Raw genomic sequence first — 18,546 nt, 5'->3', positions numbered from 1 at the left:
GCAATTTTGTCATTTAGAGGAACGAGAAATCGCACAAGTAACTCCGTTCCTAAAAGCGTCAATCTTTGTCGAATTTCTAGTGCGATTTCTCGTTCCTCGAAATGACAAACATCTATCAGTTTTGGAATTTGGAATTTAAAAATTTGGAATTTTATAACGAAATTTCCCCTCGCAAAGCAGTTTCAAAGACATCTTTAAATTCGTTTTGCGGAATATTATGCCCAAGCAAATACATCAATTTTGTAATTGCGGCTTCTGTAGTAATATCTTTTCCAGAAATAACGCCAAGAGATTTTAAGGCTGTACTGGTTTCATATTGTCCCATGTTTACGCTTCCGCCAGAACATTGCGTTACGTTTACAATATGCATTCCGGATTTGATTGCTTTTTCAATTAAGTTCAAAAACCACTCTTCGGTTGGAGCATTTCCTGAGCCGTAAGTTTCTAAAACAATTCCGCGTAAATCTGGAGTTGACAGGATCGAAGCCAAAACTACTTCGCTCATTCCCGGAAACATTTTTATAATCGCCACGTGATTGTCTAAGTTTTTGTGAACAATCAGTTCAGCATCTTTTTTTATTGGAAGAAATAAATGCGAATTTAATTTTAAATGCACACCAGATTCTACCAATTCAGGATAATTTGGCGCTGTAAAAGCTCTAAAATGTTCAGCATTTACTTTTGAAGTTCTGTTTCCTCGGTATAATTTGTATTCAAAATACAAAGAAACTTCATTGATAACAGGTTTTCCATTTTCCTGTAATGAAGCAATTTGAATCGCTGTAATAAGATTTTCTTTAGCATCGGTACGCAAATCCCCAATTGGTAACTGCGATCCTGTAAAAACAACTGGTTTTGCTAAATTTTCCAGCATAAAGCTTAATGCCGAAGCCGAATATGACATAGTATCTGAGCCGTGCAGCACGACAAATCCATCATAAGAAATGTAATTTTCCTCGATAATTGTAGCAATCTTAGTCCACATTTTCGGATTCATGTTGGATGAATCTATTGGATTTTCAAAAGAAACCGATTCAATTTCACAATCTAATTGTTTAATCTCTGGGATCTTCTGTATTAGTTTACTAAAGTTGAATGCTTTAAGCGCTCCAGTTTCAAAGTCTTTGCTCATACCGATAGTTCCTCCGGTATAAATCAAAAGTATTTTTGCTTTAGATGACATCTTGGTATTTTAATTTATTGACAACCGGATTAGCATACATTGCCAGAAATCCTTGTCTTGTAACAGGATTATCGCTTCCGATTCGCATTTCTAAACGACGCTCAAAAAGTGATTTTTCACTTTCTTTATACAAATGAGCAAATCTTGTTGTTTCGTTTAAAATATCGTAAGCAATAAAATTAGTTGGCCATAATTGATAATTTGTCAAAATGGTATCATCAATAACTTGTGCCAAAGCCTGAACTTGTTTGTTTACGTTGTCATTTTCTGCTACGATTTTATCAATTTCAGTATCTAAAACATCGCCAACAGAAATATGTATTCTTTTTTTAGTTCCCATGATACCACTTAAAATGGTCATGAAATCTTCGTTTTTATCTTTAACGTAAACTTCGTTTTTTGATTCTGCCATTAATTGCGGCATTTTCAAAACATCTGTAGGATCATATTCATAAGATATAGAAACAGGAACGATTTTTAATTTCTTAAAATAATCCATTAAATTTTCTTCGTCAGAACCCATTCCAATCATTTTTAAAACGCCTGGATTGGTTTCATCATTTCCATCTTTCGTTCTTCCTTCTCTTTGTGCAATCCAAACCGAACGATTTTCGCGAAGCAATAACTGCCCCATATATTCGGCAAGCAGTTTAGAACTTTGCAGCATTTCACGAGGTGTTAATCCTCTTAAAACCAAAAAGTTTCTGTTTAATTTTGCTAAAGTTGCCAGGAAAGCTTTTTTAACCAAATTGTCTCCAATTGCAGACGCCGTCATTACCAAACCATGTTCAAACAAACAAACATTTAATAAAGTTGTATCTAATAAAATATCTCTGTGATTGGAGATAAATAGATAAGAAGTATTTGGTTCCAGTTTCTCAAATCCCGAAGTTGTTAAGCCTTCAGAACTTTTCTCCAAAACCTTTTGTATGGTGTTATAAATAAAATTGCATTGAAAATCACGAATCGAATGCGTTTTCCTTAATTGATCTTTCCAAACCTCATCTTCTAGTTCCGGAAAAGTAAAGTTCATCATGGTTTTCATCATAGGGTGATTTACAACATCATGAAGTGCTTCATTTATTTCGGAATCATAAAACGGTCGAATGGCATCAAATTTCTGCATTATTTATATTGGTTTTAAGTGGGCAAAAGAACAAAAAAAAAATTAAAGTTTTGTAAGGCTTTGGTTAAATCCCAAAAACGTCTTTTGAATTTTGAGTTGTTATTGCTGCAATCTCTTCTTCAGACACATCATATAAGTCTGCCAGCTTTGAAATTACATTAACTAAATAACTGCTCTCATTTCTTTTCCCTCTGTATGGAATTGGCGCCAAATAAGGCGAATCGGTCTCCAATACAATGTGTTTTAAATCAATTTGATTTAAAAACTGGTCGATTTTTCCGTTCTTGAATGTTACCACGCCTCCAATTCCTAATTTCATATTGTAAGAAATCGCTTGCTGTGCTTGTACTAAAGTTCCGGAAAAACAATGAAAAATCCCAAATAAATCTTCAGATTTTTCTTCTTCCAGAATTTCAAAGATTTCATCAAAGGCTTCACGGCAATGAATTACAATGGGTAATTTGTATTGTTTTGCCAGCTGAATTTGTCTTTTAAAAGCTGTTTGCTGTTCTTTTAAATGCGTTTTATCCCAATACAAATCGATTCCTATTTCGCCCACAGCGTAGAATTTTCGATTTGATAATTCGGTTTCTACATGCGCTAATTCCTCCTCATAATTATCTTTTACATAAGTGGGATGTAAACCCATCATCAGGAAAATATTCTCCGGATAATTTTTCTCTAGGTCATACATTGATTGTGTTGCCTTAGCGTCAATTGCTGGAATAAAAAAGCGGGTAATTCCGGCATTGATGGCGCGTTGAATCATTTCGTCACGATCCTGATCAAATTCTTCAGAATACAAGTGCGTGTGTGTATCGGTAATAATAGGTGTTGAATTCAATGGTCTAATTTTAAAGTTGTCAAAATTACGACAATATTAAAAGAATAGCAATTGCTTGTTGGCACACGGATTTTACGAATTCACTTCGTGAAAGTGCGGATGAAAGCGGATTTTTGTTGATCTTATAGAAAGAAAAATCGCAAAGCTTTTTAAACTTTGCGAATCTCTGTATAAAATCTTTGTGTTTCTTTGTGAAATAACTAATCCAATTGATGCAAAAGCTCTTCCACCTGATCGTAACCTTCATAATCTTCTGAAATGGTTTCAAGGATTTTTTTACATCCTTCGTAATCTTTTTGCTTTAATTTAGATAAAGCTAAATACCAAACTGCTTTGTCTTTATAGGCAGAACCTCCAGCTTTTAATTCGTTAAAAATAGCTTCGGCTTTTATATAATGGCTTTCTTCTAAAAGAGAAACTCCATAAAAAAACTGAATTTCTGCTGTTTTGTTTTTTTGTAAAATCGTTTCAAAAAGCGGAATTGCTTTATTATATGTTTTATGATTAAATGCTTTTTCTGCTGCTTTTAAATCTTCATCGGCAGTAGATCTTTCGGTAAAAGAAGCGTGTTCCGGATTATTGTAATCTCCATAAACAGGATTCTGATTATAATTAAAAAAGAACAATCCGAATAAAACGGCAACCGAAGCTGCAACTGCCAGATACCAAGGTTTTAAGCCAATTACTTTTGGTTTATTATCAAAATGTCTTTCAGAAATCTGACTTAAATTCTCTTTAAAAATTTCTCTTTCCTGCTCAAATCCAAATTTATTGTTCAATTGAAATTGTATGTTTTTAAAAGTCTCAAATTCCGAAGCAAATTCAGGATCTTCTAACAATTGTTTTTCAAAATCATTTTTGGCCTCAATCGTTAATTCGCCTTGAAGATATTCATCAAATAATATATAGCGTTCTTCGTTCATGACTAATCGTTTTTTAAAGAATTAAAGTTTTTTGCTTCCTGAATCCATTGCGTTAACTGGCCAACACAAAGCGACTTTTTTTTACGAACATAACCGTATGTTACGTTTAGTTTTTCGGCCACTTCTTCCATTGATTTAATTTCAAAACTCAACTTTAATAACTCTTTGCATTTGTCTCCTAATTTCTGAAACATGGTGTCAAAAAGCTGTTGTTTTTCATCAAATTCTTCGGTTTGCCCAATCAGCTCTAATGCAGATTCATTCATAGATACTGCATCTTCAATAATTGTTACCCCTTTGTTGGATGTTTTTTTCAATTCGTTGAGCCATTTTCTTTTACACAAAAGAAAAAAGTACGCATCAAACGGACAGGTTAATTGCAGCGAATTGGCTTTGGCCTGATTAAAAAGCAAAATCAATACTTCCTGAACAATGTCCTGAGCGTGGTCTCTGTCGCCAGAATTGTTCATAATAAACATTACGACTTTAGGAACATACTTTTTATATATAGATTGAATCACTAACGAATCGTTTGCAGCAAGCCCGTCAATATACTTTTGGTCAGCATGCACTTTAGTTTTACTCATAAAAAAACTTTTAATCAGATAAAGTTAAAAAAGAATCTCAAAAAATTTCAAATAAAAGGGTAACAATTAACAATTGCAGTTGATATAAGGAAACAAAAATCTTTTAAAAGAGTTAAAAATTAAGAGAAAATGGAAACTTATCAATTTACCAACGACAAGACTTTAGATCAATTTTACAAAATGATCTCTGCTAAGACCCGTAATGGCTTTGTAATCGTAGAACATAACGAGAAACTACCCTATGTTGTTTTATGCAGAGAAAAAAAAGTTATCAAACATTTTCTGCACTTATTTCTTACCTGTCTCACTTTCGGGATTTGGTCAATTGTCTGGATCTATTTAATTGTTACGCTTTCGCGGAAGCAAAACATTCTTGTGGCTGTTGATGAAGACGGAAATCTCTTTGAAGACAAATGTCTTTCGGCATAAATCAAAAAAAAATCAAAACAGGGGTAACAAATAAAACCACAAGTTGATATAACCCTATAAGCACAATAAAAATATTTTTTGAAAAACAGGGGTAACAATATCAAACCTTAATTGATATAAGATTGTAATTAATAACCAGAATCTGAAAACCACTTGACGATCAAGTCAGATTTATAAAAACTAGAAATTATGAACACAAATTTTAAAACTATCGGACTTTTATTCCTATTATTAGTTTCTTTTGTAAGCTGCGACACGAGCGATGGCGATGACACAAGCAATGTTATTCTGCCTCCAACATCAGCAGCTTTTAAAAGCATAAGCGAAAAAGGAGTAAAAAGAAATACACAAAACTTTACCATTACGGCCGGAGATGGTATGGTAACGCTTACGTCTGCAAAAGGTGTAAAATTACATATCAACGGAAACTGTCTTACTAAAAACGGAAATGCTGTAACGGGAGAAGTTAATATCGAATATATCGAACTTTTTGATAAAGGAAATATGCTGGTTACCAACAAACCAACAATGGGAATTACGCCAGACGGAAAGAAAAACCTTTTAATTTCGGGCGGAGAATTCTTTATTAAAGCAACTCAAGGCGGTGTTGAATTACAAACATCTTGTTATTTAAGTTTAGTGGTTCCAACTGCGCTAACTGACGGTTATGACAATGCCATGACATTGTGGACTGGTGTAATTGAGGAAGACGGTGATTTAGCATGGAAAGATGCCAGAGGTGCCGACGGAAAAGGCGGCGTTCAGGGCGAAGGAAACAGTTATTATGTAACTTTTGGAAACTTTGGATGGACAAATGTTGACCGTTTTTACAGCGATCCAAGACCTAAAACTACTATTTTAGTTGATGTTCTAGACGGATACAACAATACAAACAGTGCTGTATATCTTTCTTATGATGGTGAAGGTACAAATGCTCTTGCAAAATTGGATACGTATACTGCCGAAGGATTGTTCAGCGAACACTACGGACAAATTCCTATTGGTCTTGCTTGTCACATTATTTTCGCAACAGAAGATAATGGAAACTGGAGATATGCCATAAAAGGAGTGACTACAACTGCAAATGCTGTTTACACCTTTACACTAGCCGAAACAACAGTCGGTACCGAAGCTCAACTTGTTGCTGCAATTAATGCCATTCAGTAACTTATAAATGCTTTTTTAAGAGAAAGTGATGATTTGCTCATCACTTTTTTTTACATTTAATCCTGTTTTAAAATTGATTATGATGATTTTAGAACTAAAAACTGTCTAGTTATGAAACCACAACTGTCTATTTTCTTTATTCTATTCTCGCTTTTTTCAATAGGACAAACCAAAGTAAAAGACACCATAACCCGAAGAGCTAATATTGGATTTATTCAAAACGGAAATGCTGTTTCTTTCAAACCCGAAACGCCACCGTTGATTCCAATTGCCGGCGCGCCAAAGCCAAGTTATTCTTATTTATGGGAACTCGGCGACGGACATTATAGTAAAGAAGCAGAGCCAAAACATGTCTATAAGAACAAAGGAACTTATACAACAAGGCTTGCCGTAACCAACAATTACGACAACGGAAAACCTCCTGCAACACGCCCGAAAAAAGTGGCTGTAAATGATATTACAGATACAAATTATAAAGACATTGCTTCTATTGCAGATCAAAATGGTTTTGCGATTCTCAAAAATTGTGATCCTATTCCGGAACAGGAAATGGTAGTCGTAGTAAGTTATCAAAACTTAGAGAATTATGTTTCCAGCGGAAAGCTTTATTTATTTTATAATGAAAAGCAATTCAAACATAATAACTTCGAATTAAGTGATTTTAGAACCTATGCAAACGAACGTGAAGTAAAGGAAAACTTAGTGGCTTCGGTTAATGATCTTGACGATTCGAATAATTTTGTGGCTTCCGCCGAAAATAGTTTCAAACTTAAAAAATACCGAAATACAACTACAGAAGAAGATCTTGATGCTTCGCTTTTAGACGCCAATAAAACCTATCATAATGTTTCTGTTTTAGAATTTGACGATGCAAATCCGGGAGAAACACGTAATGTTTTTTATACGTTTAAAACAACGCCCGAAATGATAAAAGATACGAGCGCAACGGTTACGATGCGTGGTATTTTTGTTCCGAATCGAAGCTATAAAAACCATAAGATTAAAAATCTTGAAATGGAAATCGTAACGTCACACGATCCCAATAAAATGGGTTCTAACGGACGTTTTATGAATTACAGATTAGTACGTTTTAAAAGGGTAAATTTTAAAACCCGTTTTCAAAATAACGGTGAAGGTCCGGCGAGAAAAATTCGTTTAGAAACCGATATTCCGGATATGTTTGACAAGAAAACTTTCCAGATCGAAAGCATGTATCCAGAATGTCCGATTTGCCCAAAAGGCGAAGAACCAACTGTAAGTTGTCTCGATACGATTATCAAACAAAAGCAGATTATATTTACGTTTAAGAATATTTATCTTCCGGGAACGGAACAAAAAAATGTTCACGAAAAAGACAGTACAAAAGGTTTTGTAAAATATTCGATGAAGTTTGGAGAAGACTTTCATAAGGTAAAAACCAAAAGCCGAACTTCGATTATTTTCGATAAAAATGAACCTATTATTACCAATTATGCCACTACTCGATTTTTGCCGGGAATTTCGATTGGCGTAAAAGCGGGTTACAACTTTTATCCTGATTTAGATAAATCAACGAGTTACTTTTTGGGTGCAACGCTTTCGCCTTTTAAATCGTATCGTTTTTACTGGCAGGTCGAATGGGTAAATGCATTAAACCAATATAATAGTGCTGTTAAGGTTGTAGACCAAATTAATACGAATGCAAACGGGGTAAGGCAATTGATACGCACGACAACTGCAACGGAAAATAAAAATATTAATTGGGAAGTTCCTATTTTGATTCGGTACAACATTAATAATTATATCGGAATTGGTGCCGGAATTCAGGCGAATATAAATGTCTCGCAAGAACAAAATCAAAACTTAAAAATTGATACTTATGAAGGCGATAAGGAAAGTTTTTTAATTGGCACAAAAACAGAAACCAACAATATGAAAACTTCATTTACTGATATTAAAACGGGGCTTTTATTTGATTTAACGGCAGGTTTCGCGAGAATTGGACCGAGTTTAGGCGCGCGCTACGTAATTAATTTTGAACAGAATTTTAATTACTTTCAAGTTTATGGAATATGGAAGTTTTAAGGTTATTCCACAAAGGCACACAAAGGATACACAGAGATACGCTAAGAGGTTTGCCACAAATTGCACTAATTTTCACGAATCAATGCTGAAATAATTAGTGGAAATTCGGGAAATTCGTGGCAAAAAAATCAAAACACCAATGTCATCCTGAGCGAAGTCGAAGGCTTTATAACGAAAAAGGTCTTCGACTTCTCTCAGACTGAAACTCGATGATACAATCAAAATTAATATGAACTTATATAACTTATATGGTTTAATCTTTCTTTTCCTAACTCTGAATGTTTCAGGACAGAATCAGGAAGATAAAATATATAATGCTGTTGATGGTTTTGTTACTCATCCTTCCGCGAAAGCGTTACAAAATTTAAACGCTGCAGAAGCTGATTTTTGGAGAAATTCCAAACCTAAAACCAAAGATGAATTCTTGGCAATCGTGGTTTTAAATTGCAATAAAGCGTATTATGAAAATCAGTTTGGGCAGACACAAAATGCGATTTCAAGTTATGAAAAAGCATGGCAGATTTACCAAAAACAGAAACTCAGCAATTACGATATTATTGAATTCTGCTTAAAACCTTTGGGAAATTTATATACAGTTTTGGGCGATTATGATAGTGCCGAAAATACTATTAAACGATACTTTTTTATTGTAAATACTTCTAAAAGTTATCCTGATGCACAAAAACAAAAATTTGCTGCGATTCTCAATTTATCAAATGTTTATCAGAGTTCGGGAAAAATTTCTTTGGCAATTGAACTTTTAGAAAACACTTTAAAAACGGAGAAATTATCTAATTTGCAAAAGGGAATTTTATGGAATAATTTGGGGAATAATTATTTACTAAGTTCTGGAGGAAATTTATTGATTCCTGAAACATATAAAAAAACTGAAAACGCATTTAAGTCAGCCGTAAGATACTTGGAAAACGAGAAAGGACAATCAGAAAATTTATCAAATTCTTATAGAAGTCTTGCCACATTTAATCGTCAGGGACATAATTTCAAAGAAGCGAAATCTTATTTAGAAAAAGCGGAAAAACTCTTTTTAGAATCAAAAAATCAGCAACCTCGAAAATTGGCAAAATTATATTATGAAAAAGCCTTATTACTTTTTGATGAAAGAAAATATGATGAAAGTACAAAACAGATCTCAGGTGTTTTTAAAATTTTAATTCCGAATTATAATTCCAAAAATATTCTTCCTGATCAAAACCAATTATATACAGAAACCGTTTTAATCGACGCAATTGATTTGCAAGCAGAAATTCTACATCTAAAACAGCCAAAAAAAGCTTTAAAGGCTTTTGACCTTTCTTTTTATATTGAAGATTTATTGATGAATTCATTGGTTTATGAAAACTCAAAAATTATATCTCAATTACGATCTCGTAATCGTACCGAAAAATGTATTTCGATTTACAGTAATTTATATGAAACGGAAAGAAAAGTTCAATATCTGGAAGAAGCTTTTCAATTATCTGAAAGAACAAAATCGGGAATTTTGCAACGTTATCGTTCGAATATTAAAAACGCATCCGCGGAAGAAAAACAACTTTTACAAAAACTTCAAAATCTAAATAATGCGATTTTAAAAGAACAGCAAAAAGGAGATTTAGCGGATATTTCAGAAATAAATAATCTTATAAAAAAGCAAAATGAATTGATGCTTTCGCTGAAAAAAATTCAGTCTGAAAATCAAAATTATCTTCCGGAAAATTGCGATTTAAAAGCTATGTTTTCAAAATTAGAAAATGATAACGCGATGATGGTTTATTATTTTATGGGTTCTGAAAAATTGTATTATTTTACTTTACAACACAATCGAATTTCATTAAATCAAGTTCCTATTGGAGATGGAAAAATAGTGAATATTCTTTTTTTTATAAATTATTTTAATGACGCCAATTCAATTACAAACGATATTACAGGATATAATCGTTCTGGAAAAGCGACTTACGATTTATTAAACCTACCAACTAATTCGGTTTATCAAAATCTAATAATTGTTCCTGACGGAATTTTAAATTTCCTTCCTTTTGAAGCATTAATTACTCAGGAATCAAAAACAACGAATTTTGCTAAAATGCATTATTTATTGAACGATTTCAGGATTGCTTATAATACCTCAGCCAATATTTATCTGAATTCAAGACCTGTTTCAAAATCAGAGAAAACGGTTTTAGGAGTTTTTCCGGTTTTCGAAAAGACGGCTTTTGAATTGAGTTATTCTAAGAAAGAATTAGAATCGATTCGGAGTAATTTTAAGGGGAAATATTTAGAAAATTCGAATGCCAGTTTTTCTAATTTTAAAAATAATGCTTCCAATTATTCTGTTTTGCATTTGAGTACACACGCGTCATCTGGCGATATTGAAACTCCGGCAAGTATTAAATTTTACGATCAGGAAATCTTATATTCTGAATTGTACAATCTGCATATAAATCCTGATTTAGTGGTTTTAAGTGCCTGCGAAACCGGAATTGGAAAATTATATAAAGCCGAAGGCGCAATGAGTATTGCGAGAGGTTTTCAGTTTGCGGGTGCGCAGAATCTGCTGTTTTCTTTATGGAAAGTAAACGATTTTACAACTTCTGTTTTTATGTCTGATTTTTATAAAAATATCAAAAATGATGTTTCTTATTTTGAGGCGAATTCAAACGCCAAATTGGAATATTTAAATGATAAATCGATTCCAAATGCGAAGAAATCACCTTATTATTGGAGTTCATTTGTGTATTATGGCTCGATTTCGGCAGAAGAAAAATCAGGAAATTATATCTATTATGTAATTAGCTTTTTGATTGTAATTGGTTTATTTTTGATATTCAATCAATATCGTAAATGGAAAATCTTCACGAGGTTCTCAAAAAAGAGAAATACAAAAAAATAAAATTCAAGGTTACAAAAACACAGCATCTTTCTATAAAAGCAAAAATAAACGGCGTTTCGGGAAATTTTATTTTAGATACGGGCGCATCAAATACCTGCATTGGTTTTGAAAGCATCGAGCGTTTTGAATTATCTGCAAAAAAATCTAAAACAAAAGCTTCCGGAGCGGGCGGAACGGGAATGTTAACCCAGATATCTTCACAGAATACTTTACAATTAGGAAGCTGGAAAAACAAAGGTTTCACTATCGTAATTTTTGATCTTTCGCATGTAAATGAGGCTTTACAATCCTATAAAGCTAAGCCTGTTCATGGTATTATTGGTGCTGATGTTTTGCTTGAAGGAAAGGCGATTATTGATTATTATAATCATTATTTGTACCTTAAATAAGATAATTTAGTTTTCGATATATTTGCTGTTTAATTTTAACAAGCAAAAATCGTGAAAAAAGCATCGGCAATTATTTTAAACCTTTTATTAATTTTTTTATTGAATTCCTGTTCAAATGACGAAGATACCAATGACAAAATTCCTGAAGGTTTAATTGTAGAGATTAATGGGAAAACTACAACCTTTGAGACTCAAACTACCGAACGTGTGAAAAATGAAGGCACTATAAATGAATATACTGAACTAACAATTATCGGCAGTATTGAAAATAGTAATGAAAGAATATTTATTTCTCTTAATAAAGGAAAAACCGGATCAGATGCAATTCACAAATTATTATATATAAATAGTAAAAAGGAAGATCATCACTATGATTCTCAAGATGAAAAAGAATATAATTTTACATCAAATACTTTAATTAACAGTAGTGAAAAGAAATTAGAAGGAAGTTTTTCCGGAAAATTATTGGCTTCAAATAAAGAAACTTCAACAGAACTAAAAGGTACTTTTAATATTCAATATTAATTATATCAATTAAAAAATCCCAAACTCCTTTCGGAATTTGGGATTTTTTCGTCTAAAATTAAATCAAAAATTAATGGGTATGTTTAGGGTTAAAACCGTCCTCGCTTAATTCTGTGTGCTCATAATCAGCAACCATTTCAGCTTCGTAATCGATTTTTTCTCCTTTAGAGAATTTATGAATGATTTTCTCCATGATATTATAAATTACAGGAACCACAATCAACGTTAGGAATAAAGAAGAAATTAATCCTCCAATAATTACCCAAGCCAAACCGTTTTTCCACTCAGCTCCTGCTCCTTTTGCTAATGCAATTGGGAACATACCAAATACCATCGCAATTGTTGTCATCAAGATTGGACGTAAACGAGCATGGTTTGCCTGAATTAATGCGGTTCTGATTGATTCTCCCGCAGCTCTTCTTTGGTTGGTATAATCGACAAGCATGATCGCATTTTTACACACAAGACCAATCAACATGATGATACCTAAAATGGTAAAGATGTTTAATGAGTTGTTTGTTAATGCCAGTGCTAACATCGCTCCAATAAACGAAAGCGGAATTGCAAATAATACAACAAACGGGTGAACGAAACTGTCGTACAAACTCACCATTACAAGGTAAACTAAAATAATAGCGGCAAGTAAAGCGATTCCTAAAGTACCAAATCCTTCAGATTGGTTTTCCTGGTCACCACCCCAAATATAATTTACTCCGGCTGGTTTATCTAATTTATCTAGTTTAGCCTGCCATTGCTGCACGATTGTTCCTGATGGTACCCCAACGTTTTGTCCTTTTACAGTTACAGATGCAGATTTATCTCTACGCTCTAACTGGCTCGGTCCAGATCCTTCTGTAATATCTGCAAACTGAGACAATTTAATTTGCTGTCCGGCTGAGTTTACAAAAATTAGGTTACTTACGTCAGTAATACTTTTTCTGTCAAAAGCATTATATCTAATGTTGATATCGTACTCATATTCACCAGCTCTGTATTTACCGTCTGTATTTCCACTAAAAGCAGTCTGCATGGTTAAACCAACTGTTTGAAGTGTTAATCCTAAAGCAGCCATTTTATCACGGTCTACTTTTACGTTAATCTCCGGGTTTCCGTCTTCAACTGTTAATTTAATCTCTGTTGTCCCAGGAATTGTACGTAATTCTGCTTCTGCTTTTTTAGCAAAAGCCATCGCTGCATCTGTCGAAGGTCCTGTTACGATTAATCCTAATGTAGCATCTTCTGCAGTACCTAAAATACCAACCGGAACTGTTTTTACTTTTGCCCCAACTAATACTTTTTCAAGTTTACGTTTGATTTTTGCTGCGTAAACATTCGCATCATCCGTACGATCTTTTTGTTCGATCATTTTTACGTCAATCTCAGCTTTATAAGCTGTAGCTTGCGATGCTCCAAAACCTTCACTGGTTTGTCCTACTGTTGTAATTTGACTGTGAACATATTCCTGAGATTTTAAGAACGCTTCTGCTTTTTGCGTCATAAAGTTAGTTTGCTCTAACGAAGCATCTTTTGGCATCTCAATTTGAACTAAGAACTCTCCACTATCAGAAGAAGCAAAGAACTCTCCTCCAATGAAACCTCCACCCATTAATCCAATTGTTGAAGCAAAGAATAATATAATTACGACAACAAAAGTTTTAATATAGTGATCTAAACACCACGTCAATAAATGAGAAACCCAGTCAGTAAAACGTGTTAAATAGCTTTCAAAACCAAGAATGATTCTTCCGAATAAATTCTTTCCTTCAATATGCTCTAATTTCCCGAAACGAGAAGATAACCAAGGAATAATTGTAAATGAAGCCAAAAGTGACAACATTGTTGAGATAATTACCGTAACACAGAATTGTGTAATGATGTTAGATACCAATCCAGAACTCATCGCGATTGGAAGGAATACAACCACAATTACTAATGTAATCGAAGTTACAGTTCCACCAATTTCTGCTGTACCGTCATACGATGCACGAATTCGGCTTTTACCCATTTCCATGTGCCTGTAAATATTCTCCAATACCACAATCGCGTCATCCACAAGAATACCTACCACCAGAGATAATCCTAATAAACTCATTAAGTTTAATGTATATCCCATTAAATAAATTCCGATGAAAGTTGCAATCAACGATGCTGGAATAGATACCATTACGATTAATGAGTTTCTAATACTATGAAGGAAGAACAACATTACGAATGCTACCAGAATTACCGCAATCAATAAATCGTGTACTACAGAGTCTGCTGCTTCCAGAGTAAAGATTGTACTATCTTTTGCAACTTCAAGTTTTAACTGATTTACTTTATAATCTTTTTCAAGCTGTGCAATTGTTTTTAATAACTGCTCACTTACCGCAACCGCATTCGCATCAGATTGTTTGATGATTTGTAAAACAATCGCACTTTTTTGATCTACACGAGAAATTTTCTCCGCAATTTTTTGTGTATCCTGAACATCGGCGATTTCACCTAAACGTATTTGGATTCCGTTTTGAGAAGAAACTACAAGGTTTCTTAATTCTTCAACACTTTTATATTTACCCGCTAAACGAATTAATATTTTTTGATTACGAGTCTGAATGTTTCCTGTTGGGAAATCTAAGTTCGAAGTCAAAATGTTTTGTTGCACCTGAGGAACAGATAAGTTGTAACCCTGCATTTTTACAGCGTCAAGATTTACCTGAATTTCACGCTCAGAACCACCAATAATATTTACCTGAGCAACACCTTGTACACGAGATAAAATAGGAGCAATTTTTTTGTCAATTAAGTCATAAAACTCCGCTTCGTCCATTTTACCATTGGCACCAAGCGTCATAATTGGTAAATCACTCAGCGAGAATTTAGTTAATGCCGGTGTTTTAACATCTTCTGGCAAATCACTAATAATCGCGTTGATTTTACGCTGTGCATCATTTAAAGAGAAATCAACTTTTGCGTTTGATGTCAGTGTAATCGAAACAATAGATAAACTTTCGTATGATTTCGAATCGATTTTCTTGACATTCTCTAAAGATGCAATCGCATCTTCAATTTTCTTTGTCACTGTATTTTCTACCTCACTTGGAGAAGCTCCCGGATAAATAGTAGAAATTGTAATAACGTTCTGTTCAAATTTTGGGATCAGCTCATAACCTAACTGGCTGTAGCTGAACAATCCACCAAGTGTCAGAATTGTAAACAATACAATTACCAACGACGGACGTTTTATGGATATTTCGGCTAATTTCATATATTTTTTCTTTATGCTTTAGGCTGTAGGCAGTAGACTTTAAGCTTTGAATTTGCTTATAGCCTATAGCTTACGGCTTATAGCCAAATAATTATTTAATAATTTCTACTGTGTTTCCGTCTTGTAAGTTAATCTGACCTGTAACGATTACTTTTTCACCATCAGATAAACCTTTGATAACTTCTACTTTATCTCCCAAAATTCTTCCAGCAACCACTTTTCTTAATTTTGCAACACCGTTTTCAGCAACAAAGATTTCGTTACTGTTTACACTTCCTACGAAAGCATTTCTAGGTACAACCATCAGGTTTTGTTTTTGTTGGTTCGATGCAAAGTTTGCAGTTCCGTACATACCTGCTTTTAGGTCGTTGTTTGCATTGTTTTGGATTTCAATTTCAACTGGGAAATTTAAAGACTCATCTGCTTTTGAAGCGATGAAAGTAATTTTTCCAGAGAAATTTTTATCAGGATAAACACTAGCCGTTACATTAATATGGTTTCCGACTTTTAAACTTGCAACCTGATTTTCGTTTACTGTAACTACTAATTTTAATTTAGAAACGTTTACGATATCAAATAAAGCCGTAGCTGGCATTCCTGCTAAAATAGATCCCGGTTCAATGTATTTTTTATTGATAAAACCATTGATTGGAGCTTTTACTTTAGTATCTCCAACATTAATGTTAGCTTGCTTTAAATTAGATTCTGCATTTGTCAAAGCTAATTTTGCCTGATCTAATTGTTGTTTTGTAACACCGCCTGTTTTAAATGCATTTTCATATCTGCTGTAATCTGATTTTGCATTTTGAAAAGCTGCCTGAGCTTGTTGTGCACTAACATTAATAACGTCTCCTCTTACAGTTAATAATGTCTGTCCTACTCTTACGTAGTCCCCTTCTTTAGCTAAAACACTGATTACTTTTCCAGATTTTTCTGCAGAGAAAGTTAATTCCTGAATTGGCTGAAAGTTTCCGTTTGCAACGAAATCTAATGAAACTTCTTCTGTTTTTACCGGAGATATTTTTACTGAAACTGCAGCATTTTTCTCTGCTACGATATCAGTTTTTGCCTTGTTCTTTTTCTTATTATTATTTAAGACATATCCAATTACACCCAGGGCTGCAATTATGATTACGATTGTTGTAATAGTTTTCTTCATTGTAATTAGTTATTTAATAAGAGATTTTAGTTCGCCTTTTGATTTGATTAAAGATATTTCGGCAATTTTATAATTTAAAACTGCTCTTGTATAATTATTTTGTGCTTCAAGTGATGCATTTTCAGCATCTAACAAATCTGTTAAAGATGCTAACCCCTGAAGGTAATTGTTTTTTGTATTGCTTAAGATTTCAGTTGCCAAACGCATGTTTTCTTTTTGATTCTCGATCGTTACAAGATTGTTTTCGATTTGAGCGATTGCATTTCTGTAATCTAAATCAAGAGAAAGTTTCGTGTCTTTGATATCTTCCTGAAGTGATCTGATTTGAACATCTGCTTGTCTAACTTTTGCACGGGTTCCAAAACCTGTAAAAATTGGTACGTGTAAGTTTAATCCAATTGCAGAGTAATCTGACCAATATACTCCATCTTTTGGTTTTGCAAACCAAGGAAATTGAGGTCCCTGACCAATATAATTGTAACCAGCTGTTAATGAAAGTGTAGGATAATATCCAGCTTCAACTGCTTTTTTGTTGTATACTAAAAGCTCTTCTTGCTTTTTCAAAAGCAGATATTCTGTTCTGTTTTCAACATTTGGCTGTTCTGTTAAGGCAGCAGGAACAACATCAAATTCTTCTTTTGGCATATCAATTACAGTTTCGATAGGCATTCCCATATAAAACTTCAATGCATTTTCCTGTAAAGTAATTTGGTTTTTAATCTGCTGACGCTCCGTGTCAATATTTGACATTTTTACAATGATACGATCCAAGTCGATTTTTTTTGCTAAACCATTATCGAACTGGCCTTTTACGATATCACGAACTTTTGTTGTGTTTACATAATTGCTGTCTAACAAAACCAATCTTTCTTTTTGTACATATACAGAATAGTAGTTATTTGCAACTCTTTCAATAACTTGTTCTTCTGTTAACTGATCATTAATTTGATAAAATTCACGTGTCGATCTTGCAGCTCTTAAACCTGTAAAAACAGATTGGTCAAAGATTGCCTGCGTTAAAGAAAGTCCTGCATTTGAAGTCCATTTTTGACCAAATGCTGCCTGAATTGTAGTTCCCGGCGCACCAAATCCTGCTCCGTCAATTACTGTTGTTTGAATAACCGGATTGTATGTTATGTTTCCGTTTGCACTAATTTGAGGTAATGCTCTTGAACGCACTTCCTGAATTTTATATTCGCTGTTTTCAACCTCCAGTTTTGCTTTTTTAGCATCGGCTTTATTTTGAAGCGCGTAGTTTATGGCGTCTTTTAAGGTTAAGGTGGTTACCTGTGCGTTGGCCGACAGACCAATTGTGCACAAAAATATAAGAACTATTCGTTTCATATGTAGTTAAATATTATTTAGAGATTGATGATTATGATTATTCTTTAATTTTTTCAAGCTGCTTTTCGAGTTCGATTATACCTTTTTCTGTCGCCATCGCTCTGGTATGATATTCTAAAGCTTCTAATTCTATTTTTTGCGCTTCTCTTTCAGAAATGGTTGTTTCATTAATGTGAAAAATCAAGGTGTAATAAAATTTCACATATAAATCTATATTGATGTCTGGTCGATATAAATTTTCACGAATGCCTTTTAAAATATTATCTCTAAAATAATGATTGCACTGCTCTATTTCATGCGTCATTACATTTTGATAAATTTCAGGATAATGCTTTTTTAACTGGTATAAAGGAGAGGTGTCGGTGCTGTTTTTAAACATATCGCGAAACATTTCTCTAATCTCAAAATTCTCATGAATTGCGTTGTAGTTTTTAGCTACGATGGTATCAATTACTTCGTGTACTTGTCTGTGAACTGATGAGGTGCTCTCTTCGATCAAAACTTCTTTATTACAAAAATATTTATAGATCGTTTTTTTTGAGATACACATTTCTCCAGCAATATCATCCATTGTAACACTCTTAAAACCAAGTCTTAAAAACAACTCACTTGCTTTTGATATAATTTTCTCTTTCATTTTAATTTTTCCAATTGCATTACAAATATAAT

General features: G+C 33.4%; 15 protein-coding genes. 6 read left to right on the top strand and 9 right to left on the bottom strand.

The genetic code is table 11. The features are described from left to right. Positions 1 to 151: 151 nt before the first annotated feature. The 5 genes from NLJ00_RS06775 to NLJ00_RS06755 form a co-directional block, all read right to left on the bottom strand. Complete coding sequence (locus NLJ00_RS06775) at positions 152 to 1,183, bottom strand: asparaginase (protein WP_256636669.1); 1,032 nt, start codon at positions 1,181 to 1,183, stop codon at positions 152 to 154. Further along, a complete protein-coding gene (locus tag NLJ00_RS06770; RefSeq protein ID WP_053471512.1) occupies positions 1,173 to 2,309 on the bottom strand; it encodes a 1-acyl-sn-glycerol-3-phosphate acyltransferase in 1,137 nt (378 codons plus the stop codon). Before NLJ00_RS06770 ends, NLJ00_RS06775 begins: the two co-directional genes overlap by 11 nt. 64 nt (positions 2,310 to 2,373) lie before the next feature. Next, positions 2,374 to 3,153, bottom strand: coding sequence for a TatD family hydrolase (locus tag NLJ00_RS06765; protein ID WP_256636666.1), 780 nt, complete (start codon positions 3,151 to 3,153; stop codon positions 2,374 to 2,376). Positions 3,154 to 3,353: 200 nt separating this feature from the next. After that, positions 3,354 to 4,076 (bottom strand): tetratricopeptide repeat protein, encoded by a 723-nt coding sequence (locus tag NLJ00_RS06760; RefSeq protein ID WP_256636665.1) that lies wholly within the window; start codon positions 4,074 to 4,076, stop codon positions 3,354 to 3,356. A 2-nt stretch (positions 4,077 to 4,078) separates the two neighbouring features. After that, a complete protein-coding gene (locus NLJ00_RS06755) occupies positions 4,079 to 4,663 on the bottom strand; it encodes an RNA polymerase sigma factor (protein ID WP_256636664.1) in 585 nt (194 codons plus the stop codon). Positions 4,664 to 4,792: 129 nt separating this feature from the next. Here NLJ00_RS06755 and NLJ00_RS06750 point away from each other — a divergent pair, with 129 nt between their 5' ends. The 6 genes from NLJ00_RS06750 (at position 4,793) to NLJ00_RS06725 (ending at position 12,127) form a co-directional block, all read left to right on the top strand. Continuing rightward, positions 4,793 to 5,092: a hypothetical protein gene (locus tag NLJ00_RS06750; protein ID WP_053471516.1), complete on the top strand. Its 300-nt coding sequence runs from the start codon at positions 4,793 to 4,795 to the stop codon at positions 5,090 to 5,092. 189 nt (positions 5,093 to 5,281) lie between these two features. Beyond that, the gene (locus NLJ00_RS06745; RefSeq protein ID WP_256636663.1) at positions 5,282 to 6,259 is read left to right on the top strand and encodes a hypothetical protein; all 978 of its coding nucleotides are present in this window, start codon (positions 5,282 to 5,284) and stop codon (positions 6,257 to 6,259) included. A 111-nt stretch (positions 6,260 to 6,370) separates the two neighbouring features. Beyond that, entirely contained in the window at positions 6,371 to 8,323 is a 1,953-nt protein-coding gene (locus NLJ00_RS06740; RefSeq protein WP_256636662.1) for a PKD domain-containing protein, read from the top strand. A gap of 229 nt (positions 8,324 to 8,552) precedes the next feature. Continuing rightward, a complete protein-coding gene (locus NLJ00_RS06735) occupies positions 8,553 to 11,213 on the top strand; it encodes a CHAT domain-containing protein (RefSeq protein ID WP_256636661.1) in 2,661 nt (886 codons plus the stop codon). After that, positions 11,165 to 11,602 (top strand): retropepsin-like aspartic protease, encoded by a 438-nt coding sequence (locus NLJ00_RS06730; protein ID WP_053471520.1) that lies wholly within the window; start codon positions 11,165 to 11,167, stop codon positions 11,600 to 11,602. Before NLJ00_RS06735 ends, NLJ00_RS06730 begins: the two co-directional genes overlap by 49 nt. Positions 11,603 to 11,653: 51 nt before the next feature. Beyond that, positions 11,654 to 12,127 carry a hypothetical protein gene (locus tag NLJ00_RS06725; RefSeq protein ID WP_256636660.1) on the top strand — a complete coding sequence of 158 codons (474 nt, stop codon included), beginning with the start codon at positions 11,654 to 11,656 and terminating at the stop codon, positions 12,125 to 12,127. A 70-nt stretch (positions 12,128 to 12,197) separates the two neighbouring features. On the opposite strand, the gene NLJ00_RS06720 is transcribed toward NLJ00_RS06725, so the two are convergent. From NLJ00_RS06720 to NLJ00_RS06705, 4 genes are all read right to left on the bottom strand, one after another. Next, a complete protein-coding gene (locus NLJ00_RS06720; RefSeq protein WP_180857171.1) occupies positions 12,198 to 15,374 on the bottom strand; it encodes an efflux RND transporter permease subunit in 3,177 nt (1,058 codons plus the stop codon). A gap of 91 nt (positions 15,375 to 15,465) precedes the next feature. After that, a complete protein-coding gene (locus NLJ00_RS06715; RefSeq protein ID WP_053471526.1) occupies positions 15,466 to 16,533 on the bottom strand; it encodes an efflux RND transporter periplasmic adaptor subunit in 1,068 nt (355 codons plus the stop codon). A gap of 9 nt (positions 16,534 to 16,542) precedes the next feature. Continuing rightward, positions 16,543 to 17,877 carry a TolC family protein gene (locus NLJ00_RS06710; RefSeq protein WP_180857170.1) on the bottom strand — a complete coding sequence of 445 codons (1,335 nt, stop codon included), beginning with the start codon at positions 17,875 to 17,877 and terminating at the stop codon, positions 16,543 to 16,545. 37 nt (positions 17,878 to 17,914) lie between these two features. Then, complete coding sequence (locus tag NLJ00_RS06705; RefSeq protein ID WP_180857169.1) at positions 17,915 to 18,514, bottom strand: TetR/AcrR family transcriptional regulator; 600 nt, start codon at positions 18,512 to 18,514, stop codon at positions 17,915 to 17,917. Positions 18,515 to 18,546 lie beyond the last annotated feature (32 nt).

The organism is Flavobacterium panici (assembly GCF_024499525.1).
Classification (GTDB): domain Bacteria; phylum Bacteroidota; class Bacteroidia; order Flavobacteriales; family Flavobacteriaceae; genus Flavobacterium; species Flavobacterium panici.
The sequence above is the reverse complement of the archived record's forward strand: the minus strand, read 5'-3'. Positions and strand labels throughout refer to the sequence as shown.

Bases quoted from the DNA above. Each gene is read 5' to 3' on its own strand.
- NLJ00_RS06775 (WP_256636669.1), bottom strand. From the start codon at position 1,183: ATGTCATCTAAAGCAAAAATACTTTTGATTTATACCGGAGGAACTATC.
- NLJ00_RS06755 (WP_256636664.1), bottom strand. From the start codon at position 4,663: ATGAGTAAAACTAAAGTGCATGCTGACCAAAAGTATATTGACGGGCTT.
- NLJ00_RS06740 (WP_256636662.1), top strand. From the start codon at position 6,371: ATGAAACCACAACTGTCTATTTTCTTTATTCTATTCTCGCTTTTTTCA.
- NLJ00_RS06770 (WP_053471512.1), bottom strand. From the start codon at position 2,309: ATGCAGAAATTTGATGCCATTCGACCGTTTTATGATTCCGAAATAAAT.
- NLJ00_RS06750 (WP_053471516.1), top strand. From the start codon at position 4,793: ATGGAAACTTATCAATTTACCAACGACAAGACTTTAGATCAATTTTAC.
- NLJ00_RS06715 (WP_053471526.1), bottom strand. From the start codon at position 16,533: ATGAAGAAAACTATTACAACAATCGTAATCATAATTGCAGCCCTGGGT.
- NLJ00_RS06735 (WP_256636661.1), top strand. From the start codon at position 8,553: ATGAACTTATATAACTTATATGGTTTAATCTTTCTTTTCCTAACTCTG.
- NLJ00_RS06730 (WP_053471520.1), top strand. From the start codon at position 11,165: ATGGAAAATCTTCACGAGGTTCTCAAAAAAGAGAAATACAAAAAAATA.
- NLJ00_RS06705 (WP_180857169.1), bottom strand. From the start codon at position 18,514: ATGAAAGAGAAAATTATATCAAAAGCAAGTGAGTTGTTTTTAAGACTT.
- NLJ00_RS06720 (WP_180857171.1), bottom strand. From the start codon at position 15,374: ATGAAATTAGCCGAAATATCCATAAAACGTCCGTCGTTGGTAATTGTA.
- NLJ00_RS06760 (WP_256636665.1), bottom strand. From the start codon at position 4,076: ATGAACGAAGAACGCTATATATTATTTGATGAATATCTTCAAGGCGAA.
- NLJ00_RS06710 (WP_180857170.1), bottom strand. From the start codon at position 17,877: ATGAAACGAATAGTTCTTATATTTTTGTGCACAATTGGTCTGTCGGCC.
- NLJ00_RS06745 (WP_256636663.1), top strand. From the start codon at position 5,282: ATGAACACAAATTTTAAAACTATCGGACTTTTATTCCTATTATTAGTT.